The 23,654-nt window shown below is 65.8% G+C and carries 28 protein-coding genes; 18 read left to right on the top strand and 10 right to left on the bottom strand.

Annotation, left to right across the window (positions count from 1 at the left end; translation table 11 throughout):
• Window positions 1-232: 232 nt before the first annotated feature.
• Complete coding sequence (locus J2Y55_RS28400; protein ID WP_404979057.1) at window positions 233-1,255, bottom strand: LacI family DNA-binding transcriptional regulator; 1,023 nt, start codon at window positions 1,253-1,255, stop codon at window positions 233-235.
• Window positions 1,256-1,418: 163 nt separating this feature from the next.
• Between J2Y55_RS28400 and J2Y55_RS28395 the strand changes: the two genes are divergently transcribed.
• From J2Y55_RS28395 to J2Y55_RS28365, 7 genes are all read left to right on the top strand, one after another.
• Window positions 1,419-2,309 carry a dioxygenase family protein gene (locus J2Y55_RS28395; RefSeq protein WP_310160005.1) on the top strand — a complete coding sequence of 297 codons (891 nt, stop codon included), beginning with the start codon at window positions 1,419-1,421 and terminating at the stop codon, window positions 2,307-2,309.
• A 10-nt stretch (window positions 2,310-2,319) separates the two neighbouring features.
• Window positions 2,320-3,066, top strand: coding sequence for an SDR family NAD(P)-dependent oxidoreductase (locus tag J2Y55_RS28390; RefSeq protein WP_310160004.1), 747 nt, complete (start codon window positions 2,320-2,322; stop codon window positions 3,064-3,066).
• Between the two features lie 19 nt (window positions 3,067-3,085).
• A complete protein-coding gene (locus J2Y55_RS28385; RefSeq protein ID WP_310160002.1) occupies window positions 3,086-3,994 on the top strand; it encodes a beta-keto acid cleavage family enzyme in 909 nt (302 codons plus the stop codon).
• 25 nt (window positions 3,995-4,019) lie between these two features.
• Window positions 4,020-5,036: a quinone oxidoreductase family protein gene (locus J2Y55_RS28380; RefSeq protein WP_310160001.1), complete on the top strand. Its 1,017-nt coding sequence runs from the start codon at window positions 4,020-4,022 to the stop codon at window positions 5,034-5,036.
• A 5-nt stretch (window positions 5,037-5,041) separates the two neighbouring features.
• Entirely contained in the window at window positions 5,042-5,392 is a 351-nt protein-coding gene (locus J2Y55_RS28375) for a cupin domain-containing protein (protein ID WP_310159998.1), read from the top strand.
• Window positions 5,393-5,424: 32 nt separating this feature from the next.
• Entirely contained in the window at window positions 5,425-6,381 is a 957-nt protein-coding gene (locus J2Y55_RS28370; protein ID WP_310159996.1) for a Bug family tripartite tricarboxylate transporter substrate binding protein, read from the top strand.
• Window positions 6,382-6,491: 110 nt separating this feature from the next.
• On the top strand, window positions 6,492-7,505 hold the full coding sequence (locus J2Y55_RS28365) for an ABC transporter substrate-binding protein (protein ID WP_310159995.1): 1,014 nt from the start codon (window positions 6,492-6,494) through the stop codon (window positions 7,503-7,505).
• 44 nt (window positions 7,506-7,549) lie between these two features.
• Here the strand turns inward: J2Y55_RS28365 and J2Y55_RS28360 are convergent, their stop codons facing one another.
• Window positions 7,550-7,702 carry a hypothetical protein gene (locus J2Y55_RS28360; RefSeq protein ID WP_310159994.1) on the bottom strand — a complete coding sequence of 51 codons (153 nt, stop codon included), beginning with the start codon at window positions 7,700-7,702 and terminating at the stop codon, window positions 7,550-7,552.
• Between the two features lie 263 nt (window positions 7,703-7,965).
• Between J2Y55_RS28360 and J2Y55_RS28355 the strand changes: the two genes are divergently transcribed.
• The 6 genes from J2Y55_RS28355 (at window position 7,966) to soxA (ending at window position 12,763) form a co-directional block, all read left to right on the top strand.
• Window positions 7,966-8,433 (top strand): (2Fe-2S)-binding protein, encoded by a 468-nt coding sequence (locus J2Y55_RS28355; protein ID WP_310159993.1) that lies wholly within the window; start codon window positions 7,966-7,968, stop codon window positions 8,431-8,433.
• 97 nt (window positions 8,434-8,530) lie between these two features.
• Entirely contained in the window at window positions 8,531-10,741 is a 2,211-nt protein-coding gene (locus tag J2Y55_RS28350) for a xanthine dehydrogenase family protein molybdopterin-binding subunit (RefSeq protein ID WP_310159992.1), read from the top strand.
• Between the two features lie 10 nt (window positions 10,742-10,751).
• Window positions 10,752-11,198 (top strand): sulfur oxidation c-type cytochrome SoxX, encoded by a 447-nt coding sequence (soxX, locus tag J2Y55_RS28345; protein WP_310159990.1) that lies wholly within the window; start codon window positions 10,752-10,754, stop codon window positions 11,196-11,198.
• 22 nt (window positions 11,199-11,220) lie between these two features.
• Window positions 11,221-11,655, top strand: coding sequence for a thiosulfate oxidation carrier protein SoxY (locus J2Y55_RS28340; protein ID WP_310159988.1), 435 nt, complete (start codon window positions 11,221-11,223; stop codon window positions 11,653-11,655).
• Between the two features lie 11 nt (window positions 11,656-11,666).
• Window positions 11,667-11,990: a thiosulfate oxidation carrier complex protein SoxZ gene (locus J2Y55_RS28335; protein WP_310159986.1), complete on the top strand. Its 324-nt coding sequence runs from the start codon at window positions 11,667-11,669 to the stop codon at window positions 11,988-11,990.
• Entirely contained in the window at window positions 11,987-12,763 is a 777-nt protein-coding gene (soxA, locus tag J2Y55_RS28330; protein ID WP_310159984.1) for a sulfur oxidation c-type cytochrome SoxA, read from the top strand. Before J2Y55_RS28335 ends, soxA begins: the two co-directional genes overlap by 4 nt.
• A 57-nt stretch (window positions 12,764-12,820) precedes the next feature.
• Here the strand turns inward: soxA and J2Y55_RS28325 are convergent, their stop codons facing one another.
• The 5 genes from J2Y55_RS28325 to J2Y55_RS28305 all read right to left on the bottom strand — a co-directional run bounded on the left by J2Y55_RS28325 (window position 12,821) and on the right by J2Y55_RS28305 (window position 16,372).
• On the bottom strand, window positions 12,821-13,213 hold the full coding sequence (locus J2Y55_RS28325; protein ID WP_310160019.1) for a c-type cytochrome: 393 nt from the start codon (window positions 13,211-13,213) through the stop codon (window positions 12,821-12,823).
• Between the two features lie 101 nt (window positions 13,214-13,314).
• Window positions 13,315-14,592, bottom strand: coding sequence for an FCSD flavin-binding domain-containing protein (locus J2Y55_RS28320; protein WP_310159980.1), 1,278 nt, complete (start codon window positions 14,590-14,592; stop codon window positions 13,315-13,317).
• Between the two features lie 19 nt (window positions 14,593-14,611).
• Complete coding sequence (locus J2Y55_RS28315) at window positions 14,612-14,962, bottom strand: c-type cytochrome (protein WP_310159978.1); 351 nt, start codon at window positions 14,960-14,962, stop codon at window positions 14,612-14,614.
• 433 nt (window positions 14,963-15,395) lie between these two features.
• Complete coding sequence (locus J2Y55_RS28310) at window positions 15,396-15,716, bottom strand: hypothetical protein (protein WP_310159976.1); 321 nt, start codon at window positions 15,714-15,716, stop codon at window positions 15,396-15,398.
• Window positions 15,686-16,372 (bottom strand): type 2 periplasmic-binding domain-containing protein, encoded by a 687-nt coding sequence (locus tag J2Y55_RS28305; RefSeq protein WP_310159975.1) that lies wholly within the window; start codon window positions 16,370-16,372, stop codon window positions 15,686-15,688. The genes J2Y55_RS28310 and J2Y55_RS28305 overlap by 31 nt, the downstream gene beginning before the upstream one ends.
• Window positions 16,373-17,400: 1,028 nt before the next feature.
• Between J2Y55_RS28305 and J2Y55_RS28300 the strand changes: the two genes are divergently transcribed.
• Window positions 17,401-18,003: a HutD/Ves family protein gene (locus J2Y55_RS28300; protein WP_310159973.1), complete on the top strand. Its 603-nt coding sequence runs from the start codon at window positions 17,401-17,403 to the stop codon at window positions 18,001-18,003.
• Between the two features lie 7 nt (window positions 18,004-18,010).
• Here the strand turns inward: J2Y55_RS28300 and J2Y55_RS28295 are convergent, their stop codons facing one another.
• The 3 genes from J2Y55_RS28295 to J2Y55_RS28285 form a co-directional block, all read right to left on the bottom strand.
• A complete protein-coding gene (locus J2Y55_RS28295; RefSeq protein WP_310159971.1) occupies window positions 18,011-18,193 on the bottom strand; it encodes a hypothetical protein in 183 nt (60 codons plus the stop codon).
• Between the two features lie 85 nt (window positions 18,194-18,278).
• Window positions 18,279-19,628 (bottom strand): sensor histidine kinase, encoded by a 1,350-nt coding sequence (locus tag J2Y55_RS28290; RefSeq protein WP_310159967.1) that lies wholly within the window; start codon window positions 19,626-19,628, stop codon window positions 18,279-18,281.
• Window positions 19,625-20,341, bottom strand: coding sequence for a response regulator (locus J2Y55_RS28285; RefSeq protein ID WP_310159965.1), 717 nt, complete (start codon window positions 20,339-20,341; stop codon window positions 19,625-19,627). Before J2Y55_RS28285 ends, J2Y55_RS28290 begins: the two co-directional genes overlap by 4 nt.
• 149 nt (window positions 20,342-20,490) lie before the next feature.
• On the opposite strand from J2Y55_RS28285, the gene J2Y55_RS28280 reads away from it, so the two are divergent.
• The 4 genes from J2Y55_RS28280 to J2Y55_RS28265 all read left to right on the top strand — a co-directional run bounded on the left by J2Y55_RS28280 (window position 20,491) and on the right by J2Y55_RS28265 (window position 23,652).
• The gene (locus tag J2Y55_RS28280; protein ID WP_310159963.1) at window positions 20,491-20,802 is read left to right on the top strand and encodes a hypothetical protein; all 312 of its coding nucleotides are present in this window, start codon (window positions 20,491-20,493) and stop codon (window positions 20,800-20,802) included.
• The gene (locus J2Y55_RS28275) at window positions 20,799-21,569 is read left to right on the top strand and encodes an SGNH/GDSL hydrolase family protein (protein WP_310159960.1); all 771 of its coding nucleotides are present in this window, start codon (window positions 20,799-20,801) and stop codon (window positions 21,567-21,569) included. The genes J2Y55_RS28280 and J2Y55_RS28275 overlap by 4 nt, the downstream gene beginning before the upstream one ends.
• Before the next feature lie 195 nt (window positions 21,570-21,764).
• Window positions 21,765-22,772 (top strand): LLM class flavin-dependent oxidoreductase, encoded by a 1,008-nt coding sequence (locus J2Y55_RS28270; RefSeq protein WP_310159959.1) that lies wholly within the window; start codon window positions 21,765-21,767, stop codon window positions 22,770-22,772.
• A gap of 73 nt (window positions 22,773-22,845) precedes the next feature.
• The gene (locus tag J2Y55_RS28265; protein ID WP_310159957.1) at window positions 22,846-23,652 is read left to right on the top strand and encodes a transglutaminase-like domain-containing protein; all 807 of its coding nucleotides are present in this window, start codon (window positions 22,846-22,848) and stop codon (window positions 23,650-23,652) included.
• Window positions 23,653-23,654 lie beyond the last annotated feature (2 nt).

The following is a 23,654-nucleotide window of genomic DNA, read 5'->3' as shown; positions in this document are numbered from 1 at the left end:
TCAGGTCAAAGCGAGCCATCTCAACCTCCAAGGCTGAGATCAATGAATCAGAACTCAGTCCCGCAGGGAATCCCGTTTATGAGTATGTGACCTAGTGTTTGATCCCAGTCTTTGATGGTGCAGTCATTTCGCGTGAGTGGAAGGGGGCGCTATGGGCCAGGTTCATCAAACCGGCAATCGGTCCTTCAGTTGATACAAGCCGCGTCGGGCGTGCCCTTGGCCGAATCGAGGGTCAGCGACTTGGCGGCGCGCTCGAGCCGCGTGCCACCAGCTCGGGCTGGGTCACGATCTGCGTGATTGCGTCTCGGGCGCCGGTGATGATGTCGAGCAATAGCTGGCCGGTGCGCTCGCCCATCTCGCGGTGGCTGATGCGGATCGTCGAGAGTGAAGGGCTCACCATGTCGACGAGGGGCATGTCGTTGTGACCGATCACCGAGACGTCGTCGGGACAGCGCCGGCCCTGTTCGCGCAGCATCTCGTAGACGCCTAGCGCCAGCAGGTCGTTGGCTGCAACGACGGCTGTCGTGCCCGGGCACCGTTTCAGGAGCTCGCGGGCGGCCGGCAGTCCGGCTTCACGGGTGAAGGCGGCCGCTTCCACGATGGCGTCGTTGCCAACCGAGAGACCGGCAGCTGCCATCGCCTCGATGAATCCGCGACGGCGCAGCGAGCCGGTCGAGAGCGATTGCGGGCCGGCGACATGGACAATGGCGCGATGGCCGAGCCCAACCAGATGCTCGACGGCGAGCCGCATGCCTTCAATATCGTCGGAGACCACGGAGGGGACACGCGCGGCCGTCTCGGCGCGGTTGACCAGCACCACTGGCACCTGCCAGCGCAGGCACCGCTCGACGGCATCGTCCTTGAGCGAAACATTGGCGAGGACTAGCCCGTCGACGCGGCGGGCGACCAGCATCTGCAGGATATCGGGCTGGATCGGCCGGTCCGGCGGCTGGTCGACCACGATCAGGGCGTAGCCACGCGCGGCCAGCACCCGCTCGAGCCCGCTGATGATCGGCGAGAATACCGGATTGGCGATGTCGGGAACGATGATGCCAACGAGATGGGAGCGCCCGCTACGCAAGCTCGCCGCCGCCGTATCGGGCCGGTATCCGAGCCGCTCCGCCGCCTCGAGGACGCGCTGCACGATCGATGGGCCGAGCCGGTCGCGCTGAGACGGATCGAGCGCGCGCGAGACTGTCGAGGGGTGAACACCGACCTCGCGCGCCACGTCCTTGATTGTCGCCAACCCCGCCATGTCCCGCTTGTAGCCGCTGCGCTTGACGGCGGCAATCGCGCCGACTATGCATGCGCAATCGATTGCGCAATCGATTGCGCATGCATAGTCGGCGCAAATGGGATGGCCGGCCCCTTCATGGGGAAGCCGGAGCCGGTGGTCGTTTCGGTGGAGTGGAGGCTCGATGATCATTGCGCGTCAGGAGGACGTGACCGAGGCGGTGCTCATCGCCATGGACGGAGGCGAAGATGCACGTCTGCGCAATGTCATGGCGGCCTTCATCCGCCATCTGCACGCCTTCGCGCGTGAGGTTCGGCTGACCGAGGCCGAATTCGAACATGCGATCGACATGCTCAACCGCATCGGCCAAGCCACGAACGACAGCCACAACGAGGGCGTTCTGTTTTCGGACGCGCTCGGTTTGTCGACGCTGGTCTGCCTGCTGAACAACGGCCAGAACGGCGCGACCGAAACGGCCGCGGCCTTGCTCGGCCCGTTCTGGCGGGCGAATGCGCCGCTGACCGAGAATGGCGGCTCGATCGTGCGCTCACCGACGCCGGGTCCACCGCTCTTCGTCGATTGCCGGATCAGCGATGCGCGGGGCCTGCCGCTTGCGGGTGTGCAGGTTGATGTCTGGCAGGCCTCGCCCACCGGCATGTACGAAAACCAGGACGAGACCCAGGCCGATATGAACCTGCGCGGCGTCTTCGAGACCGACGCAAACGGGCGCTTCGCCTTCCGCTCCGTCAAGCCCGCCGGCTACCCCGTGCCGACCCATGGGCCGACCGGCGAGATGCTGGCGGCGCAGAAGCGCCATCCCTATCGCCCGGCGCATCTGCATGTGCTGGTCTTCAAGCCCGGCTTCAAGACGCTGATTACCCAGGTCTTCGTCGACGACGACGAGCATCTCGAAAGCGACGTCGTCTTCGGCGTGACGCAGGCGCTGATCGGCGATTTCCGCAAGGGAGAGGGGCCGGCGCCGGCTGCCGATGTCGCGGGCGAGTGGTTCAGCCTCGCCTACACCTTCGTGATGGAGCCGGGCGAAGCCGTGCTCCCGCAGCCTCCGATCAAGTGAGTCAGGTCCGATGACGCAAATTCTCTCCGGCAAGGTCGCGGTGATCATCGGCGGATCGGGTGGCATCGGCGCGGCGGCGGCCCGGGCGCTCGCGGCCGAGGGCGCGACGCTGGTCGTGACCTGGCGCTCCGACGAGGCTACGGCGAATGCCGTCATCGCCGGCCTCCCGGGCTCCGGCCATATGGCGCGACACGCTACCGTCGAGGACAGCGCGACACTGGTTGCGCTCGCGGCTGATGTCGCGGACACGCTCGGGCGCTGCGACATCCTCGTCAACAGCGCCGGCTACACGAAGCCGATTCCGATTGCCGATCTCGATGCGCTGGCCGACGAATTCATCGACGATATGTTCAAAGTGAACTGGCGCGGCCAGTTCGCCGCGATCCGCGCCTTCGCGCCGCTGCTGAAGGCTTCCGGCGACGGCCTCGTGGTCAACGTCTCCTCGATCGCGGGGCTGAACGGCGTCGGCTCCAACCTCGCCTATGCCGCGATCAAGGCCGGCATCGACACGATGACGAAGTCGCTGGCGCGAGCGCTGGCCCCGGCGATCCGGATGATGTCGGTTTCGCCGGGCGTCGTCGCGACCGATTTCGTGCCGGGTCGCGATGCGGCGGCCCTGGAGAAGGTTGCCTCGACGATACCGCTGCGGCGCGTTGCGACCGCCGAAGACGTCGCGCGCGCCATCGCGGCCTGCGCGACGCATCTGACCTATTCGACCGGATCGATCCTGATCGTCGACGGCGGAAGGGCGTTGTGAAGCGATGATGATGCGCGCCATGCTCGATAAGGTCGTCATCACCTGCGCGGTTACCGGCAACCTGACGCGTCCGGATCAGACCCCGCATCTGCCGGTCACGCCCGAGGAGATCGCCGACGCTTGCCTGGGCGCGGCGGAGGCAGGGGCGGCGGTCGCCCACATCCACGTCCGCGAACCCGGCTCCGGCGCACCGTCGATGAAACTGGAGTACTATGAAGACGTCGTCGCGCGCATCCGAGCGCGCAACCGCGCGCTGATCTTGAACATCACCACCGGTCCGGGCGGGCGCTTCGTGCCCTCGCAGGACGATCCCAAGATCGCGGCCGCCGGCACCACGCTGATGAATCCCGAGCAGCGCGTCGCCCATATCGTGGCGCTGAGGCCCGACATCTGCACGCTCGACCTCAATACGATGAACTCGGGCGGGCAGGTCGTCATCAACACGCCCGGCAATGTCCGGCGCATGGCCAAGGTCATCCGCGAGGCCGGCGTGAAGCCCGAGATCGAACTGTTCGACTCCGGCGACATCGCCCTGCTGCATGATCTGCTGGCCGACGGCACCCTGACGGGGCCGGCGCTCACCTCCTTCGTGATGGGCGTGAAATACGGCTTCCAGCCCTCACCCGAGACCGTGCTCTACGCGCGCGGCCTGCTGCCGGCCGGCGCCCATTTCACCGCGATCGGGATCGGCCGCTCGACCTTTCCGATGGTCGCCCAGTCGGTGCTGGCGGGCGGCCATGCCCGTACCGGGCTCGAGGACGCTGTCTACATCCACCGCGGCACGCTCGCGCCTTCCAACGCCGCAATGGTCGAAAAGGCGCGGCTGATCATCGAACAACTCGGCGCCCAGATCGCGACGCCGGCACAGGCGCGGGCGCTCTTCGACCTTCCATTGGCCGGGTCCGAGCCGGGACGGACGCCCGCATGACACGCAGGCAAGCAAGAGATTCGAAATGAACGCACCGGCGAAGATGACCTCGATCATGGCGACGACAGTGCGGCTGCCGGCCAAGGCCGATGGGATCGAGGCAGTCGCGCCTGTGATCGAGCTGCGCACGCTGGCTCCAGCGCACGCTGGCGACGCGATCGTCGAGATCAGGGCGGCGGCTGTGAACCCGTCCGACGCCAAGGCCGCGATCGGGATGATGCCCTATGCCATCTTCCCGCGCACACCGGGGCGTGATTTCGCGGGCATCGTCGTTGACGGGCCCGCCGCTCTGATCGGCAAGGAGGTGTTTGGTTCCTCCGGTGACCTCGGCATCCGGCGCGACGGCACTCACGCGTCCCATCTCGTGGTCGAGGCGGAAGCGTTGATCGAGAAGCCGGCCGGGATCACCCTTGCCGAGGCGGCCGGCATCGGTGTTCCCTTTGTCACCGCGCAGGAGGGCTTTCGCCGTTGCGGCATGCCGAAACCCGGCGAGACGGTCCTGATCCTTGGATTGAACGGGAAGGTCGGTCAGGCGGCAGCGCAGATCGCCTCCTGGCAGGGCGCTCGCGTCATCGGCGTGGTCCGCAAGGATGAACCCTATGCCGGCCACGCCCAAGGTGCCGTCACGGTGATCAATTCAAGTCGGGAGGACGTCGCCGGGACGGTCCGCGAACTCACCGGCGGCAAGGGCGCCGACATCGTCTACAACACGGTCGGCGAGCCCTACTACGAGGCCGGCACGAAAGCGCTCGCTATCCTCGGTCGGCAGATTTTCATCGCCGCCCTGAAGCAGACGGTCCCGTTCGACATCTTCGCCTTCTATCGCGGCCGGCACACTTATGTCGGAGTCGACACCCTCTCCCTGTCCTCGGTCGCCACGGCCGACATCCTGCGCGACCTTGTTCCGGGCTTCGCCACCGGCGCGCTGCGCCCGTTCCCGATCTCTCCCGGCGCGACCTATCCGCTTGAGCGCGCTCGTGACGCCTATATCGCGGTACTCGGTTCCTCGCGCGACCGCCTCGTCCTCCTGCCAGACGGATGATCGCCATGCACGTCGTGCGACTGAACGATGCCCCGCGCTACGAGGCGCCTGGCCACAGCGACATGCGGATGTTCCGGCTGCAGGGCCGCGAGGCCGGGCCTGCCGACGTGATGTGGCTGGGAATGAGCCAGATCCTGCCGGGCGGTGGCATCGCTCCTTCGGCCTCGCCGGAGGAGAAATTCTACCTCGTGCTCGAGGGCGAAGTGACCTTCGAGACGCCGGACGGGGTCGTCACGCTCGGGGTCTGGGATTCCTGCCGCATCGCCCCCAACGAAATGCGCGCCTTGCGCAATGAGGCCAAACGTCCGGCCACGGTTCTGCTCGCCATGCCGCTGCCCAACACTGCCAGAGGCTGAAGCCCCGGCTTGTCCACCAGGGAGAAACGTCGATGGATCGCCGTCAGTTCATCATCCGAACCGGCCTTGCTGCCGGTACGGTGCTCGGCGCCCGCAGCGCCCTCGCCCAGAGCTTTCCCAATCATCTCGTGCGGCTCGTCGTGCCATTTTCGGCCGGCAGTATGACCGACATTCTCGCGCGCTCGGTCGCCGAGAGGCTTTCGCCGAAATGGAAGCAACAGGTGATCGTCGAGAACAGGCCGGGTATCGCCGGGACCAGCAGCGTCTCGCGCGGCCCGGCCGATGGTTCGCAACTCCTGCTGACTTCGAACGGTCACAGCGTCATCGGCGCCGTTAACAAGAATGTCGGCTTCGACCCGGTCAAGGATTTCGCCGGGATCGGCCGGGTCGCGACCACGCCCTTACTCCTGATCGTACCGCCTAGTGCACCCTTCAGGACATTGGCCGAGTTCATCGCGACCGCCAGGGCAAAGCCCGGCGATCTGAGCTACGGCTCGGCCGGCCTCGGAAGTACGACGGGAATCGCCGCCGAACTGTTCAAGCAAACGACCAACACGCAGATGGTGCTGGTACCGCATCGCGGCCAACCGGAATCGCAGATCAGCGTAATGCGTGGCGATACCGCCATGGCCTTCACCTTCTTCACTGTCGGCGGCGACCTGATCCAGTCCGGCCAGCTGCGCGCGCTGGCCGTCACGGGGGCGTCGCGCCTCCCGCAGCTCCCGGATGTGCCGACTTTCGCGGAGGCGGGGCTGCCGAGCTTCGTCTACGACAGCTGGTTCGGACTGCTCGCACCCGCGGCCTTGTCGCGCCCTATCATCGGCCAGATCGGCAGGGACGTCGCCGAGGTCATGGCCGATCCCGCAACCGTCGGGCGCTTCGCGGCGCTCGGCGTCGAGATCACGACCTCGACACCCGACGCCTTCGATACGGAACTGCGTGGCGATGCCGAGCGCTACGGCAAGCTCGTCGCGGCCGCCGGCGGCTGAGCTGCTCGCCGCCTGCAAGGCGCCGGCGAGCAGGGAGACGCGCGGACGTAAGCCCGCGGGACGATCGCGCCCGCTGACAGCAGGGCCAACGAAAGCCAGGGAGAACGCCAATGACGACGGAATGGAGCTTCACACGCCGTGCCGCTCTCGCCGCTGGAGCCGCCATGCTCGGCTGCGCCGGCGCGCCGGCGCAGGACGCAAGGCCGATCAGGCTCGTCGCCTTCGCCGGCGCATCGAACTGGCCGATCTGGATCGGCCAGCAGAAGGGCTTCTTCGCGGCAGAGAAGCTCCAGGCGTCACTCGAGATCACGCCGAACTCGCGCCAGATGGCGGCGGATATTTTCAGCGGCAAGTTCGACGTCGCCCTGACCGCGATCGACAACGTCGTCGCCTATGTCGAGGACCAGGGCGAGGCGCAGTTGCCGGGGCCCGCGGATTTCGTGGCCTTCATGGGCGTCGATGACGGCATGCTCTCGCTGATGGCGGTGCCGGGCACAAAATCCGTCAGCGACCTCAAGGGCAAGGAGCTGTCGGTCGACGCGCTGACGACGGGTTTCGCCTTCGTGCTGCGCGACGCCTTGATGAAATCGGGCATCGGAGCCGACGAGGTCAAGTTCGTCGCCGTCGGCGGTGGAGCCCAGCGGCTGGCGGCTCTGCGCGAACAGAAGCAGACCGCCACCCTGCTCAATTCGCCGCTCGACCTGATCGCGGAGAGCGCCGGCTCAGTGCGGCTGGCCGAGATGCACGCGCTGATCGGCCCCTATCAGGGCATTTCCGGCATGGGGCGCCGCGCCTGGCTCGCCGAAAACCGCGACACGGCCAAGGCCTTCCTGCGCGCCTTTCACGCCTCGGTGGCCTGGCTCGTCGACCCGGCAAGCAAGGATGAGGCGATCGCGATTCTGCGCGAGCGCGTGCAGGGCACGTCGCCGGAGCTGGCGCAGAGAATCCATGCCCGACTCACCCATCCCGAGCGCGGCATCAAGCGCGACTCCGCGATCGACATCGAGGGCCTGCGCACGGTCCTGCGCCTGCGCTCGACCTACGCGGCCGCCGGACAAACCCTCAGCGATCCGTCACGTTACCTCGATTCAGCCCTGCTCGGCGAAGCCCTCGCCCGACGCTAGCGCGGCTCAAGCTTGAGCTCTTCCCGTGCAGCCACATGTTCTATTCACGTGATGCCTCGCGCCAGAACCTGCGCGAAGCCGTCCGCATGATGATCGAAGCGCGGCGCGGCCTTTGAGGCGGCGCCGTCATTGAAAAAGGCCGGAAAGGGTCGTGACGACTGAGGTTTTATCACGTTGCCGTGATAACCTTCCCGCATCTCATCTCGCCATGATCGGGACCGCTGCGCTCGAACACGGCGGCTGGGCGGCCAAATCGGCTGTTCTGGCCCAGGAAACCGCGTCCCCGGCGGCCCATCACGCGGCGTGATCAGCCGATCATCGGGCATTGGCTCATCGGTACAACTGAGTTTCAATCAGTTCCAATTCAACTCTGACCGGCACGTCGCGCGGCGTGCTGGCCTTGCGGCGAGGCGCGTTGGCCCTCTCGCCGTCCTTCTTGATCGAAACCGGGAGGTTTACGGTGGCGAAGCTCAATGTGAACGGCAAGATGCTCGATGTCGAAGCGGCCGGCGATACGCCGCTGCTCTGGGTCATCCGCGAGCAGATCGGCCTGACCGGCACGAAATATGGCTGCGGCGTCGCCCAATGCGGCGCCTGCACCGTCCATATTGACGGCGTCGCGACGCGCTCCTGCTCGCTGCCGCTTGAGGCGGTGACGGCGGAACAGAAGATCGTCACGATCGAGGGGCTCTCGCCCGATGGCAGGCATCCGGTCCAGCAGGCCTGGATCAAGCACGACGTGCCGCAATGCGGCTTCTGCCAGAGCGGCATGATCATGGCGACGGCGGCGCTGCTTCAGGCCAATCCCAAGGCGACCGAAGCCGACATCGCCAGCGAGATCACCAATATCTGCCGCTGCGGCACCTATGCGCGGGTCAAGACCGCGATCCTCGACGTCGTCGCCGGCGGTACGCTCGGCCGCGGCTGAGCCTTCGCCTGTTTCGTATTCCCCAGGGCGGGGTCGAACGCGGCAAGTCGCCAAAGGCTGCCGCATCCCTCGCGCCCATGCAGATTCGGAGGACGACATGACATCCGCCTCGACAGCTTCTTCCAAGACCCCTTCGTCGAAGACTGGCCTGTCCCGTCGCGGCCTGCTCGCAGGCTCGGCGGCCGCGGCCGGCGCTTTCAGCTTCGGCTTCGCGATCCCGTTCGGGAGCGAGGCTCAGGCGCAAGGCGCTACGCCTGAGATCAACGCCTGGGTCGTGATCCATCCCGACGACAAGGTGGTGATCCGCATCGTCCGGTCCGAGATGGGCCAGGGCACGCTGACCGGGCTCGCCCAGCTCGTCGCCGAGGAACTGAACTGCGACTGGACGAAGGTCACGACCGAATATCCGACACCCGGTCAGAGCGTGGCGCGCAACCGGGTCTGGGGTAATTTCTCGACCGGCGGCAGCCGCGGCATCCGCGAATCCAACGAATATGTCCGCAAGGGCGGCGCCGCGGCGCGCATGATGCTGATCCAAGCCGCCGCCAATGAGTGGAAGGTGCCGGCCGGCGAATGTAGCGCCGAAAAGAGCGTGATCACGCACAAGGCCTCGGGCAAGTCGATCCGCTACGGCCAGGTGGCGGCAGCGGCCGCCAAGCTCGAAGCGCCCAAGGACGTCGCGTTGAAGGATCCAAAGGACTGGACCATAGCCGGCAAACCGCTGCCGCGCCTCGACACCGTCGACAAGACCAACGGCAAGAAGATCTACGGCATGGATCTGAAGATGCCGGGCATGCTCAACGCCGCGATCAAGGACTGCCCAGTTTTTGGGGGCAAGGTGAAGAGTTTTGACGCGGCTGCGATCAAGGCCATGCCCGGTGTCCGGCATGTGCTCCCCGTCGGCGACAGCGCCGTCTCCGTCGTGGCCGACACATGGTGGCAGGCCAAGTCGGCGCTCGACGCACTGCCGATCGTCTGGGACGAGGGCGAGCATGCCAAGGTCTCGAGCGAGAGCATCGCGGCCTGGCTCAAGGAAGGGCTCGACGCGCCGACCGCCGTGGTCGGCAACCAGAATGGCGACGTGAAGGCGGCGATCGCGGCCGCCGCAAAGACCGTCGAGGCGGTCTACAGCTACCCCTACCAGAACCACGCCACCATGGAGACGATGAACGCGACCGCGGTCTGGACGCCGGAGAAATGTGAGGTCTGGACGCCGACGCAGAATGGCGAGGCAGCGCTGGCTGCCACGGCGGAGGCAGCCGGCCTGCCATTGGCGAAATGCGAGGCCTACAAGATCGATCTCGGCGGCGGCTTTGGCCGGCGCGGCGCCTCGCAGGATTGGGTCCGCCAGGTCGTGGCCATCGCCAAGCAGATCCCCGGCACGCCGGTGAAGCTGATCTGGTCGCGCGAGGAGGATATGACCCATGGCCGCTACCACCCGGTCACGCAGTGCAAGATGGTCGGAGCCTTCGACAAGGACAACAACCTGACCGGATTGCACATGCGCATTTCCGGCCAGTCGATCGTGGCGGGGCTGTTTCCCGGGACGATCCAGAACGGCCGCGATCCGGCGGTCTTCCAGGGCCTGAACGCGCCCGGTCCCGAGGCCTCGATCGGCTATGGCGTGCCCAACCTGCTGATCGACCACGCCATGCGCAATCCGCATGTGCCGCCGGGCTTCTGGCGCGGCGTCAACCTGAACCAGAACACGATCTACCTCGAATCCTTCATGGACGAGCTTGCCCATTCGGTCGGCAAGGACCCGTTGGAGTTCCGCCGCGGCCTGATGAAGAACCATCCCAAGCACCTTGCGGTGCTCAATGCCGTCGCGGAGAAGGCGGGCTGGGGCAAGCCCTTGCCGGATGGCGTCTTCCGCGGCATCTGCCAGACCATGGGCTTCGGCTCCTATGTCGCGGCGGTTGCCGAGGTTTCGGTGAGCCCGGCTGGTCAGCTCAAGATCCACCGCATCGTCGCCGCGACCGACCCCGGCCATGCGGTCAACCCGGCGCAGATCGAGCGCCAGGTCGAGGGCTCCTTCGTCTACGGTCTGTCGGCCTCGCTCTATGGCGAGATCACCATCAAGGACGGCCGTGTCGAGCAGGAGAATTTCGATACCTATGAGGTGATGCGGCTGGAGGCGATGCCGGCGGTCGAGACCGTGATCGTGCCGTCGGGCGGCTTCTGGGGCGGTGTCGGCGAACCGACGATCGCGGTTGCGGCGCCGGCCGTGCTGAACGCGATCTTCGCCGCCACCGGCAAGCGCATCCGTAGCCTGCCGTTGAAGAACGCCGATCTCAAGAAGGCGTGAGGCAGCCGAAATGCTTTGGCGCATGGCGCTTGTCGGGGCGATTCTGGCCGCCGGCGGCGTGACGCCGGTGGCGGCACTCGAACCTTACACGGTCGTCGGCGATGCGATCCCGCGTCCGCTCGGCGGCCTTGCCGGGAACGCGGCGCGGGGCGCGGCGCTGGTACGCGATCGCGAACGCGGCAACTGCCTGATCTGCCACCAGGGGGTGGAGGCTGCCGAGCCCTTCCAGGGCACGATCGGGCCGCCGCTCGCTGGCGTGGGCGCGCGCCTCGATGCGGGCCAGATCAGGCTGCGGCTGGTCGATGCCTCGACACTCAACCCGCAAACGGTGATGCCGCCCTATTTCCGGACGGAAAATCTGCATGATGTCGCCCAGCAATATCGCGGCAAGCCGGCCCTCTCGGCCCAGGAGATCGAGGATGTCGTCAGCTATCTCGCCTCGCTCAAGACATTCTGAGCCCGGCCTTGATCGCCGCAGCGTGCTCGCGGGCGCAACGGCCGGTCTTCTGGTCGCAGCCTTGCCTGCCCGTGCCGCCACCGAACCCTCGCCGGAACTGGCGCAACTGATCGCACGCATCACCGAGGGCGCGGTGCCAGAGCGTGGCCGCATCACGCTCGACATCCCCGCTCTGGTCGAGAACGGCAATTCGGTCGATACGCGGATCGTGGTCGAAAGCCCGATGACCGACGCCGACCATGTCCGCTGGATCCACCTGATCGCCGAGAAGAACCCGTTTCCCGACATGGCGCGCTTTCATCTCGGCCCCCGAGCCGGCCGCGCCGAGGTCGCGACGACCTTGCGGCTCGCGCAATCGCAGAAGATCACGGCGGTCGCGGCACTCAGCGGCGGCGCCTTCGTCCTGGCGGATGCCGACATCGTCGTGACGCTGAGCGCCTGCATCGACGGCGGCTGAGGAGAGTTAAGATGACCTTCAACGCCCGCATCACCTTGCCGCCCACCGCCAGCGTCGGCGAGATCGTCGAGATCAGGGTGCTGACCCGCCATCCGATGGATCGCGGCGGCCAGTCCGACGGCCGCGGCGGCACGGTGCCGCGCAAGATCCTGAACCGCCTGACCGCGACCTATGCCGGCGAGCCGATCTTCCGTTTCGACATGCATACGGGCGTCGCCGCCAATCCCTTCGTCTCCTTCACGACACGGGCGGTCGCGACCGGCGACATCGTCTTCGAATGGCGCGAGGACGGCGGTGCGACCTACACGCGAACCGCAAGGCTGACTGTGACGTGAGTGGGCGAGGACGGCTGATTCAAGGAGCCTTTGCGCTCGGACTGGCCGCGCTTGCCGCCGTCCCGGCCCTGTCGGAGATCAAGTCCGGCACGGAGTTCCTCTCACCCGACATGCGCCGGCAGCAGGCGGACGAGACCCGCAATCCGGCCTTCTTCTGGGTCGAGCAGGGTCGCGAGCTGTTCAGCCGCAAGCCGACGCCCGACGGCCAGGCCTGCGTCTCCTGCCATGCCGACCCGCAGCAGAGCCTGCGCGGCACTGCTGCGCATTATCCGCAGGTCGATGCGGCGACGGCCAAGCTGCTCAACCTCGAAGGCCGGATCGAGCAATGCCGCGTCGAGCGGCAGGGGCAGCCGGCCTTCGGCTATGAGAGCCCCGAACTTCTGGCGATGACCGCCTATCTCGGCTCGCTTTCACGCGGCCTGCCGGTCGAGGTGAAGACCGATGGCGCGGCCAAGCCCTATTACGAGGCGGGCAAGGCCTTCTTCGAGCGCCGGCAGGGCCAGCTCAACCTGTCCTGCCAGCAATGCCATGACGGCCTTGTCGGCCAGAAGCTGCGCGGCGACACCGTCAGCCATGGCGCGGGCACGGGCTACCCAGCCTATCGCCTCGAATGGAACGATGTCGGCTCGCTGCACCGGCGCCTGCGAGCCTGTTCGCTCGGCGTCCGCGCGACCCAGTTCGACTACGGCTCGCCGGAGTATCTCGCGCTGGAGCTTTACCTGGCCGGGCGGGCCAAGGGCTTGCCCGTGGAGACGCCGGGCATGCGGCGCTAAAGACCATCCCACCCGCAATCGATCTGGTCTTCCGTCATTGCGAGCGTGAGCCGAAGCTCAGAGCTTCTTGCCGTCCTTGTCGAACTGCTTGAGATAGGCGGCGAGGTCCTTGATCTCCTGCTCGTTCTTGATGCCGGCGAAGATCATCTTGGTGCCGGGTATCTTCGCCTTCGGGTCCTTGATGTAGTCGGCGAAGACAGCATCGTCCCAGGTCAGGCCGGCAGCCTTGTTGGCCGGGGAATAGCTGTAGCCCTCGACCGAGCCGGAGGACCGGCCGAACAACCCATTCAGCACCGGGCCGATCGTGTTCTTCGCGGTTTCGCCGAGCTGGTGGCAGGCGCGGCACTTGTTGAACGAGCGCTCGCCGGCCGAGACGTCCTGGGCATGGGCGGAGGTCCCGAGCAGCAGCGCTGCGGCGAGGATCGGGGCGCTGGCAAGCACGGCTTTCATCATCGTCATCATCTGTTCCTTGTCGGCGCTATGGGGCCGCAAAAAGCGGCGTGGCAGTCGATCGGCTTTGAATGCGGGGGCCAGGCCTTGCTGGGCGGCCCTCACGTGAACATGTCGGCGCAGATGGCGTCGTACCAGGCGATGTTCTCTGCCTGGGTCTGCCGGCGGATCTCGGTACTTTCGCCCGGCTGCGAGATGAAGGTCTCGACAGCGGCGATGCGGCCGTCCTTGGGCTCGTAGCGGCCGCCGACCTTGATGGCGTCGTCGGTGTCGACGAGGCTCCAGCAGGTGTTGAGATAGCGCGCCGGAAAGGTCGGGGCGGCAACGAGTTCGCCGCGCAGGATCATCGCCGCGACCTTGGCCTGGTTGTTGGCGGAGAAGGCCGATTTCGGCATGTCGCCGGCATTGCAGGCATCGCCGAGCACGACGATGTCGCGGTCCGCCACGGACTTCATCGTCGCGGGATCGATGGCGCAATAGCCCCCGGCCGGGGCGAGCCCGGCATCGCGCGCGATCGCGCCGGCCATCTGGGCCGGAATGACGTTGACGAAGGCGCAGTTCTCGTAGGTCTCGAAGCCGGTGACGACGGTTCCGGTCTTCGGATCGACCGATTTGATGCCGTCATGCACCTTGGGCCCGAGCCACTCGATCATTGCGCCATAGCGTTTCTCCCAGTCGGGCATGAAGACGCCCTGCTTGGAGAAGCTCTCCTTGGGATCCAGGATGACGATGCGGGCCTTGCTGCGGCCTGTCCCCATCAGCACATGCGCGAACATCGAGGCGCGCTCATAGGGGCCAGGCGGGCAGCGATAAGGGTTCGGCGGTGCGATCATCACGATGGTGCCGCCGTCGGGCACAGCGTCGAGCCTCTCGCGGATCAGCTGCGTCTGCCGGCCGGGCTTCCAGCCATGCGGCATGATCTCCTCGGCCTCCTTCGACCAGCCGGGCACGGAATCGTATTTCAGGTCGATACCAGGCGAGAGCACGAGCCGGTCGTAGGCAAGCCGCCGGCCATCGGCGAGCACCACCTCCTTACGGTCCCGGTCGACCTGCACGGCGCGGCTGCGGGCGAGCGCTATGCCATAGGCCGAGGCGAGCGCGTCGTAGCGATGGACGATCTCGTCATATGTCTTGAAACCGCCGATATAGAGGTTGGAGTGGAAACAAGTCTGGTAGGTCTCGTTCTCCTCGACCAACGTCACCGCGATCGCGCCGTTGCTGTCCCTGGCTAGATATTTTGCTACCGTTGCGCCTCCCGGACCGCCCCCGACGACGACGACGCGCGCCTTGGCCTGACCAAGGACTGCGGGTGCACCGATCGAGCTCGCGGCCAGCAGCGCGACCGGGCCGACAGTCACATGACGTCGCGTCAGTTTCATCAGCGCATCCTCCGCAGGTTCAGGGCTCGGGCGTCAGCGAGGCGAAATAGGTGGCAAGCGCGGTCACGTCGTCGCGGCTCAGGCGCGCAGCAATGGTCTGCATCGTCTGGTTGCCCCGCTCCTTGCGAGCGTAAGAGTTGAGCACTGCGACGAACTGCTCCTCGGGCCAGCCGACAATCGGCGGAATGCCGCCGGGACTGCGGCCCGAGAGCTGGTGGCAGGAGGTGCATTCAGAGGCGAGGTATTCTCCCAATGCTCGATCCCCCGCCGCCTGGACCGGCGCCGCCCCGAAAAGCAGCCCAAAAGCTCCGAGCAGGACGAAACCTGCAGGACTTTGCGCATGGCGCAGCTTGATCCCGTCCCAACCCAAGCCGGGCTCCTGTCACAGTGTTCAGTTGGCCGCCCTCCATCCGCAATCCGAGAGCAACAAAGCCGCAAGGCGAGATCATGGAGATAATCTCTTTTTTGGAAGAGTTCGAAGGTCTCGTCTTTCACGATCGTGTCAGATCGTCGCGAGCAAGGTTGGCGGCGCAATCCTTTGCAACACAGTTGACGGCCCTAAAGGCCGTTAAGGAGTGATCGACCCTGATTTCCGAGCTTCGTGCGATAAAGCCGTCGCCAATCATATCCGCCTGATGTTTCCGGTGAAGAATAGGCTCTGCTCGCGCCGTATCCGGCGTTCTTGCCGGAGAACACCGGCAGTGGACCCCTTCGCCATGCGAGATGATCAACGGCCTGCGCTATGTGGCGAAGACGAGCGCCCCGGCGCTGGATGCCGAACGGCCCGCACCATGCGAGATCGTTTACCAGCAGGTGCGGCGCCGGTTCCGGGCCTGGGACTTAGACTGATCAGGCGGAGCATCCGGCCGAAATCCTGAGCCCGCCATGCTCTGAAGCCTGTCGTCTATCTGAAAGAAGTCCGAATAATCGATGGTCACGACATCATCGATCACGCCGGGATAGGAGCCTTTCGCAATGATCTTATCGTATTTCCGGAAGCCGAACTTGGCCATTACATCGATAACGTCCTGCCTAATCGAAAGAACCCGCATGGGCTTCTGTTCATTGAGGCGCTTCCAGAGCGGATTGGCGATTACAGTGGCTTCGTGAAAGATCGAATCCACCTTTCCCGCGAGCATGCCTCGCAGCGCCGGGCCGGCCCACGCATAGGCTCGATCTTGGCCCCCCATGACCGCATCTCGGCAAGCGAGACACCGTAGGCTTTCATCACCTCCTCGAAGAGGAAGCCTGTGGTATCATCATCGTCTTGATGTCCGGTGGCGATCTTGAGCGGAATTTTGCGTTTGATCAGTTCTTCGACAGAATTCACTCCCCATTCCGCCGGAACGGCAAATGTAATCGGGTCGCGTTGGCCAATTCTGAATAGTCCGCGAACATTTGGATTAGCTTGCTCGAACACTCCGACGCCGTGGTAGCTCATATAGGGGGTAGCTGATGGAGTCGGGATGGCGACCTGCGCCATTCCTCGCTGAAGATTCTTGAGTTCTATGCCGTAGCCGCTGCCGGTGAAGAGGATCTCACCGGAAAACTCTGCATCGGGAAACTGATCGTTGACGGCATTCAGCATCCAGGCGGCAATTCTCGGAAAGTTTGCCCGCCCGGCCGAGATGACAAGATGTGTTTTCGCCTGCCACTGCGACCACCGATCCGCGTGTGAATCCGACTGGGCGTACGCATCGAACGCGCTCATGTTCGATAGGAGCGCCATAGCGATCACAAAAAGACCGGAAAATCGTGACCTGACGCTTTTCAAAATCATAATTTACCTCCCTTGGGCGAGTATGGTCAGGAGCATCGGACGCCCCTGGCCCTAGGCGTGCCGCTATCTCGTCTGCAAACGAGCCGAGCGCGATCGCCCGCAAGCGGCCGATGCCGTCACGGCGCGCGCGAGCGCGGCAGGCTGAAAGTCCTATGCCCGGGATAACCGTCTATCTGGGCCGCTGCGCCGCGAGCTTCATTCCGCAAACGCGCGAGCTCTCACGGGTCTTTAACTGTGCGGGAACACCGAGGTCGGCGTCCGACGTGATCGTCCTGGCAAATGCAACTTCGCACTCAAATACGCTTATGCTTTTCGCCGTTGGGGCCGGCTCGCCCTATTGCCATTTCGCGCGAAGACGCGCCCGGCCACACCGCGCGAACAGTGATGGCATTCGTGGTTGCGAGATCGGTCCGGCCATTCGATCGCTCCCTCGACGCGGTCCTGTTTTTTGGAATTTCCCACTTGTGAGCGAAGGTATGGGCGCCAGTAATCGAAGTCCAAGATTATCTCGCTTGGTCTCTCAAACATTTGCCCGTGCGTCTGTCTGAAGTTTTGCGTGCAAAGCGGTTCACTCCATCAAGCGGCGAACACGCTCAGCCCGATGCCGTCTATTCGCGGTGCTGGCGAGCGCGAGCAGATCATGCACCGCCAAGCCTCAGATATTCGGAATTATTGACGCGCCCAGGATGTACGCCCCTGCACCGGCCAGAGCGACGCTTGCTGATGCCTTGACGGGAACGGCACACAAAAGGGGACCAGGTCGAAAGCCGCGGCAAGCAGCGATGAGCGCGGCGGAACCGGCCGAGGTTGCGTTGGCGCGTCGAGCTCGGCTCTGGCCGAGTTGGTCGGATCGGATCGCCAGGCGCGGTCGGGCTCGCAGCCTGACGTCTGGATCTACGGTTCCTGCACAGGCTCCTTACGCATCGCGCTGAATTGGCTGCGGCCCGTGAATCCAGGTGCATTCTCAGGCAAAGTGGACACCGGTACGCGTGACGACGGCGCGTCAGAACAAAGACTAGGATTGCACGATGAGCGATGCGAGCTTCACCCCGCTTCCGCCCGAGAGCTTCCGGCGCACGCCTTGGAAGAATGGCGGCGGTGTCACCATCGACATTGCCGACGCCTATCGCGAGGGTGCCACGCCGGGCAGTTGGGAGGGCATGATCTGGCGCTTCGGCCGCACCAGCATCGTCGCGCCCGGGCCATTCTCCGATCTCACCGGCTATGAGCGCCTGCAACTCGTCATCGCCGGGAGCGGCCTCGTCCTCGAAACGCCGGCAGGCGAGATCGACCTTCGCAGACCCTTCAAACCCGTCCGCTATGATGGCGGCACACCAATCATCAGCCGTCTCGAGAACGGCCCGGTCGAAGTTGTGAACCTGATCGCCGACAGGGCGCTCTGCAAGATCGACCTCATCGTTGTAACAACGGGGCAGGACGCCATGCTGGGCGCGGGACGCCATGTCATTTACGCGCCGGAGAATGCCTTCACTGGCTCCTGCGACGCGAAGCCTGTCCGGATCGAGCCAGGGCAGGCGCTCCTGATAGAAGCCAGGATTGCCGTATCGCTCAAGGCCGTGACAGGGCTCGCCGTCCTTGCGACCATCGCCCAGCGTCCTTCCTCAGCCTGACGCCACCTCAATGCGCGCGCTTCTTCGCGCCAGGCTTGGTCGCGGTCTGCGACGCGACGGGATCGCTCGCCGGGAATGTACCTTTCAGCGCCTCATGCAGCTCGGCATCCCTGCCCTTGCCACGCTTGGCTTGCTTCTGCTCCTGCTGTTCCTTGCGCAGGCTTTCCTTGGCCGGATTGACAGTCGCCATGTGAAATCTCCTCTTTGAGACGTGCCGGACGCCTTCGCTGAGGAGTGAACGCGCAAAACCCGCGCGCGTTCCGCGGTGGCCAGGTTCACCAGTGCCGTGGCCAGGCGATCCGCGCCACGAGCCCACCGCCCGGCCGCTCGGACAGCGTCAGCCCACCGCGATGCGCCTCGGCAATGGCGCGCACGATGGCGAGCCCCAGACCGAAGCCGCTGCTCTCACGCAGGGTGCGGGCGAGATCGGCGCGATAGAACGGCTCGAACACCTTCTCACGATGCTCCGGGGCAATGCCCGGGCCATCATCCTCGACCACGATGGCGACATTCTCGCCCTCACCATCATCGAGCCGCACCACCGCCTTGCCGCCGAACTTGATCGCATTGTCGACGAGGTTGGTGACGGCGCGCGTCATCTGGTCGGCATCGCACAGGGCCGAGGCGCGGATCGGCCCTTCATAGACGACGATATGCCCGAGATCGGCGAAATCATCACAAACCGTCTGAAGCAAGGCCGGAACATCGGTCGCGACCATGCTGCCCGAGGCTCGTCCCTCACGCAGATACGACAAGGCCCCGCTGACCATACGCTCCATCAACGCCAGATCGGCAAGGATGGCGCGGCGCTTGTCGTCATCGCCGATCTCCTCGGTGCGCAAGCGCAGCCGCGTGATTGGCGTGCGCAGATCATGGCTGACGGCCGCCAGCATCCGCGTCCGCTCATCGACGAGCCGCCGGATGCGCGCCGCCATCGCCCCGAAGGCGGCGGCGAGCCGCTTGACCTCGACAGGGCCGTGCTCAAGCGAGACCGCCTCATCGCGATCGGGATCAAAGCGATCGGCGGCCGTCGCCAATTGCGACAGCGGCGAGACCACCGCCCGCGTCGCCCAGAGCGACAAAAGCCCGATCAGCATGGCAAGCGTGGCCAGTGTCGTGATCAGGTAGAAAATGAAGGCCGTGCCGCGCGGCGGCGGCGTCATCGCGGGCGGCTCGACCACCAAGCCGGTTCCGTCAGTGAAGCGCAAGGCCACGGCAGGCGGCAGCTCCCGCCTGGACTGCGCATTGTTCTCAAGCAGTTGCGCCTGTCCGAGGCCGTAAAGGTCCTGTTCAAGCAACTCCAGCAGGGCCTCGTCATGCCTGTTCGGGTTGCGCAGGGGCGTGCCCTGCCCCGGCTCCAGCCGCGACAGTCGCGGATTTGCCCTGGTGGCGGCCTCGATGATGGCGGCCTTCAATTCCGGCGTCGCCGCCGCATTGTGCAATTGAGCCAGCGACACCAGCTCGGTCACATAGGAGAAACGCGGAACCCGACGCAGCTCCGCGGGCAGAAGCGTCAGCAGCACGGCCACCGTGACGAGGTTGGCGAGGATCAGCGAACCGACGACGATGACCGCGATCTGCGCGGCGGCCCGGGCCGGCAGCAGGCGCAGCAGGAAACGCTTCATCCCGCCTCGATCTCCGGCGAGAACATGTAGCCGCCCGACCGGATGGTCTGGATCATCTCCGGTTCGCGCGGATTACTTTCCATCTTCTGCCTGAGGCGGCTGACGAGCACGTCGATCGAGCGCTCGAACGGCGCGGCCGCACGGCCTTGCGTGAGGTCAAGCAGCTGGTCGCGCGAAAGTACCCGGCGCGGCCGCTCGCAGAAGGCAAGCAGCAGATCGAGCTCTGCCCCGGTCAGCGCCACGCGTTCCCCGGCAGGGTTGAACAGCCGCCGGACCGCCTTGTCGAGCTTCCAGCCGGCAAAGCCGAGGAAGACGCTCTCACCGATCTCGGGTTGCCCCTGGGCGGAGGCCCGCCTGAGCACGGCGCGGATGCGGGCGAGCAATTCGCGCGGGTTGAACGGCTTCACGAGATAGTCGTCGGCCCCCATTTCGAGGCCGAGGATGCGGTCGATCTCCTCGGCCTTGGCCGTGAGCATGATGATCGGCATCGCGCCGTCCGACCGCAGCCGCCGGCACAGGCTCAGCCCGTCCTCACCCGGAAGCATCAGGTCGAGCACGATCAGGTCGAAACGGCCGTCGCGCAGGGCAACGTCCATCTCGCGCCCGTTCGCCACGGTCTTGACGCGATAGTCATTGTTACGGAGGAAGCGCGAGACGAGCGTCGCGATCTCGCGGTCGTCCTCGACGATGAGGATATGTGCGGTTCGGTTCATCGGGCGGCCTTAAACCCAGTGCGCGGCGCGGTCGCGACGGAATTGTTTCCAATTGTTTCTAAACGAGCTTCTGGAAAAGCCCCGATACCAGATACCCGAATCCTGGACGTCATTTCGCAAAACGCAGCGCCGACACTCAGGCGCGAATGATGACCTCGACCCAAATCATATCAAATCCTGTCGGCGCCGGCATCCTTCCCGGCAAGATCCTGCCCGGCAAGCCGCATCAACGGCTTCGCCGCGCCGCCATCCAGCTGCTGCTGCTCGCCGGCGTCTCGCTCTGGCTGATGCTGTTGCCGGCCCTCATGGCCCATGACGGCTTGTCCTCGGGCGAGAACGGCTGCGGTCGGCGCGGCTTTCGCGATCCGGTGACCGGCCGACCGGTGCAGCTCTCCTCCGCACCAGCGGGGCCGGCCGATGCCGATGGCTGCCCGCTGCCGCCGCGGGCACGCGCCCGATGATCACTCGCCGCCTGTTGGACGGCGCCTTGCGGTTGCCTCCCGTGCTCGAACGTCTCGGCAAAGTGGTACTGCGCCATCCCCTCGCTTTGGCGCTCATCGTCCTGCCCCTCGCCTTGTTGCTCGGCTCGCTCGCGGGCTACGAGTTCGGCCGTGCCGGCTCAGCGCAGCCCTATCGCACCACCCGGCTTCAGGCCGTCACCGCCGATCTCGGCCGGATCGAGGGCGACTACCTGCTGGCCGCCGGCGATTCCCATATCGAGCGCTGGCCCACGCGCACGCTATGCGGCCTGCCGCTCGTCAATGCCGGGGTTTCCGGGGCGACCACCAGCGCCTATGCCGATTTCCTTGCGGAACTGCCGCTGCCGCATCCGCCGCGCGCCGTGATCCTGACCATCGGCACCAATGACGCCAACGCCAAGCGTTTCAGCAACGAATACGAGGCGGCGATGCGTTTCGAGGCGAGCTTCGAGCCGCTGCTCGGGACCTTGCAACGCGCATCCCGCATCGTGCTCGTCACCGGCGTCCCGCCCATCGACACAGCCAGGGCCGAGGGTTTCTCGGCGGAGGCGGCCGAACGCATCGGGTCGCTGGCGGAGAGCACCTGCAAGGCGACGAGCGGTTGCCTGGTCGCCAACCCTTTCACGCCCGGCCTGCCCATGGCCGATGGCGTCCACTACAGGGATTATGCAGCCGTCTACCGCCGGATCGGCCCTGCGCTCTGCGCCGCGCTCGAACGGGAGCACGCCGTCACAGCCAGCTCGAAATGAGCCGAGGCGGCGGGATCATCAAGACGTGGCGGCCGGCCGCCGCGTCATGAAGCTGACGCAGACGCGTCATGACACGCACGGCCACGCATTGGATTGCCTGGCCGCCACACCCATCTGCATGGTCCTTTCAGGATTCGCGCCTCGGCCTGCGGCACAGCCGTGGTTTCCCGCCGCCGCGCCAGAGCAGAGGCCGCCATGGTCGCCATTTCCGTTCTCGACCTCGTTCCCGTCATCGAAGGCCAGGAGCCGGGAGACGCGCTCCGGAACTCGATCGAGCTCATCCGCCATGCCGAGGCCCTGGGCTATCGGCGCTACTGGGTCGCCGAGCACCACAACATGACCGGCATCGCCAGCGCCGCGACCGCCGTGGTGATCGGCGCGCTCGCCGGCGCGACCAGCACGATCCGCGTCGGCGCCGGCGGCGTGATGCTGCCCAACCACGCTCCCCTGGTCATCGCCGAACAGTTCGGCACGCTGGAAGCGCTCTTTCCCGGCCGCATCGATCTCGGCCTCGGCCGCGCGCCGGGGACCGATCAGCGTACATTGCGGGCGCTGCGGCGCGACCCGATGGCCTCGGACCAGTTTCCGCAGGACGTGCTCGAGGTGCAGGCCTTTTTCGAGCCGGCCGGGCCGAACCAGGCGGTCCAGGCCGTGCCGGGCGCGGGCCTGCGCGTGCCGCTCTGGATTCTCGGATCGAGCCTGTTCGGCGCGCAGCTCGCGGCCGAACTCGGCCTGCCCTACGCCTTCGCCTCGCACTTCGCTCCGGATGCGCTGATCCAGGCCCTGGCGATCTATCGCGAACGCTTCAAGCCGTCGGAACAGGCGGCAAAGCCCTATGCCATGCCCGGCATCAACGTCGTCGCCGCCGAGACCGACGCCGAGGCGCGCTACCTCGCGACCTCCCTGCAACAGCGCTTCGTCGGCATGGTCCGGGGCGCGCGCGGCAAGCTCCAGCCGCCGATCGCCGATATCGAGCAATACTGGTCGCCGGCCGAGAAGGCGCATGTCTCGCAGATGCTGCGCTACGCCTTCATCGGCTCGCCCGAGACGATAAAGCGGGAGCTTGGCGCCTTCATCGCAGCGACATCAGCCGATGAGATCATGGTCACAGCGCCGATTCACGACCAAGCGGCGCGCAAGCGGTCCTACGAGATCCTGGCGCAGATCGCGCCGGAGATCGGCCTGGCCCGCTCGGCGGCCTGACGCCGCGCCGGAACTTCAATCCCGGCGCGGCGTTTGACCGTCGCGTTCTCACACGCATGCTCCGGGGAATTTCATGAAGCTCTCGATCGCGGCGACGCTGACCTATGGTTTTGGTAGCGCGACACAAATCATTGCCGCAATCGAGGCCGCGCGCTCGCCCGACCAGGCGATCCTCTCGGAAGAGCTCAGCCTCACGTCGGGGCCCGCGCTGATCCACGACGAGGACCCCGCTACCGGCGAGAGGCGCTTTCGCGCGGCGCTCTCCGGCCAGGTCGAGATCCGCTACAACGCCATCGTCGATAACGGCGTGCGGGCGCCGCTCTCATCCAGCGCCCGCCAGCACGACTGGTCGGAACTGCCCCGCGACGTGCTGCCTTACCTGCTGCCCAGTCGCTTCTGCCCCTCCGACGAATTCATGCGCTTCGCCCAGCGCGAGTTCCGCATGATCCAGGGCGGTGGTGCACGCGTTCTCAGCGTCCTCGACTGGCTCCATACCCATCTCGACTATGTCCATGGCGTCAGCCACGCATTGACCACCGCCGAGCAGACCTTCATCGACCGGGCCGGCGTCTGCCGCGACTTCACCCATCTCGGCATCGCTTTGACGCGGGCCCTGAACATCCCGGCGCGCGCGGTCAGCGCCTATGCGCTCGACCTCGATCCGCCGGATTTCCACGCCGTCTACGAGGTATTTCTCGACGGGCGCTGGTGGCTTGTCGACCCGACCCGGCTCGCGCCCGTCGAAGGGCTTGTCAGGATCGCGAGCGGACGCGACGCCGCCGACATCGCTTTCCTGACCAGCGAGTACAACTGCCAATGCCTGAACCAGAGCATCACGGTGGTGCGCCTGTTGGACGAGGCCGGCCAGCAGGCCGCATGACG

It is taken from the genome of Allobosea sp. BE125 (assembly GCF_031456075.1).
In the GTDB taxonomy this organism is placed as follows: domain Bacteria; phylum Pseudomonadota; class Alphaproteobacteria; order Rhizobiales; family Beijerinckiaceae; genus Allobosea.
The sequence above is the reverse complement of the archived record's forward strand: the minus strand, read 5'-3'. Positions and strand labels throughout refer to the sequence as shown.

What these genes read in the sequence shown, in the direction of transcription:
- J2Y55_RS28385 (WP_310160002.1), top strand. Translation starts at nt 3,086, where the DNA reads ATGCTCGATAAGGTCGTCATCACCTGCGCGGTTACCGGCAACCTGACG.
- J2Y55_RS28270 (WP_310159959.1), top strand. Translation starts at nt 21,765, where the DNA reads ATGGTCGCCATTTCCGTTCTCGACCTCGTTCCCGTCATCGAAGGCCAG.
- J2Y55_RS28335 (WP_310159986.1), top strand. Translation starts at nt 11,667, where the DNA reads ATGACCTTCAACGCCCGCATCACCTTGCCGCCCACCGCCAGCGTCGGC.
- J2Y55_RS28275 (WP_310159960.1), top strand. Translation starts at nt 20,799, where the DNA reads ATGATCACTCGCCGCCTGTTGGACGGCGCCTTGCGGTTGCCTCCCGTG.
- J2Y55_RS28360 (WP_310159994.1), bottom strand. Translation starts at nt 7,702, where the DNA reads ATGCGGGAAGGTTATCACGGCAACGTGATAAAACCTCAGTCGTCACGA.
- J2Y55_RS28285 (WP_310159965.1), bottom strand. Translation starts at nt 20,341, where the DNA reads ATGAACCGAACCGCACATATCCTCATCGTCGAGGACGACCGCGAGATC.
- J2Y55_RS28325 (WP_310160019.1), bottom strand. Translation starts at nt 13,213, where the DNA reads ATGAAAGCCGTGCTTGCCAGCGCCCCGATCCTCGCCGCAGCGCTGCTG.
- J2Y55_RS28305 (WP_310159975.1), bottom strand. Translation starts at nt 16,372, where the DNA reads ATGATTTTGAAAAGCGTCAGGTCACGATTTTCCGGTCTTTTTGTGATC.
- J2Y55_RS28350 (WP_310159992.1), top strand. Translation starts at nt 8,531, where the DNA reads ATGACATCCGCCTCGACAGCTTCTTCCAAGACCCCTTCGTCGAAGACT.
- J2Y55_RS28380 (WP_310160001.1), top strand. Translation starts at nt 4,020, where the DNA reads ATGAACGCACCGGCGAAGATGACCTCGATCATGGCGACGACAGTGCGG.
- J2Y55_RS28370 (WP_310159996.1), top strand. Translation starts at nt 5,425, where the DNA reads ATGGATCGCCGTCAGTTCATCATCCGAACCGGCCTTGCTGCCGGTACG.
- J2Y55_RS28300 (WP_310159973.1), top strand. Translation starts at nt 17,401, where the DNA reads ATGAGCGATGCGAGCTTCACCCCGCTTCCGCCCGAGAGCTTCCGGCGC.
- J2Y55_RS28365 (WP_310159995.1), top strand. Translation starts at nt 6,492, where the DNA reads ATGACGACGGAATGGAGCTTCACACGCCGTGCCGCTCTCGCCGCTGGA.
- J2Y55_RS28265 (WP_310159957.1), top strand. Translation starts at nt 22,846, where the DNA reads ATGAAGCTCTCGATCGCGGCGACGCTGACCTATGGTTTTGGTAGCGCG.
- J2Y55_RS28400 (WP_404979057.1), bottom strand. Translation starts at nt 1,255, where the DNA reads ATGGCGGGGTTGGCGACAATCAAGGACGTGGCGCGCGAGGTCGGTGTT.
- J2Y55_RS28295 (WP_310159971.1), bottom strand. Translation starts at nt 18,193, where the DNA reads ATGGCGACTGTCAATCCGGCCAAGGAAAGCCTGCGCAAGGAACAGCAG.
- J2Y55_RS28290 (WP_310159967.1), bottom strand. Translation starts at nt 19,628, where the DNA reads ATGAAGCGTTTCCTGCTGCGCCTGCTGCCGGCCCGGGCCGCCGCGCAG.
- J2Y55_RS28280 (WP_310159963.1), top strand. Translation starts at nt 20,491, where the DNA reads ATGACCTCGACCCAAATCATATCAAATCCTGTCGGCGCCGGCATCCTT.
- J2Y55_RS28320 (WP_310159980.1), bottom strand. Translation starts at nt 14,592, where the DNA reads ATGAAACTGACGCGACGTCATGTGACTGTCGGCCCGGTCGCGCTGCTG.
- J2Y55_RS28390 (WP_310160004.1), top strand. Translation starts at nt 2,320, where the DNA reads ATGACGCAAATTCTCTCCGGCAAGGTCGCGGTGATCATCGGCGGATCG.
- J2Y55_RS28395 (WP_310160005.1), top strand. Translation starts at nt 1,419, where the DNA reads ATGATCATTGCGCGTCAGGAGGACGTGACCGAGGCGGTGCTCATCGCC.
- soxX (WP_310159990.1), top strand. Translation starts at nt 10,752, where the DNA reads ATGCTTTGGCGCATGGCGCTTGTCGGGGCGATTCTGGCCGCCGGCGGC.
- J2Y55_RS28375 (WP_310159998.1), top strand. Translation starts at nt 5,042, where the DNA reads ATGCACGTCGTGCGACTGAACGATGCCCCGCGCTACGAGGCGCCTGGC.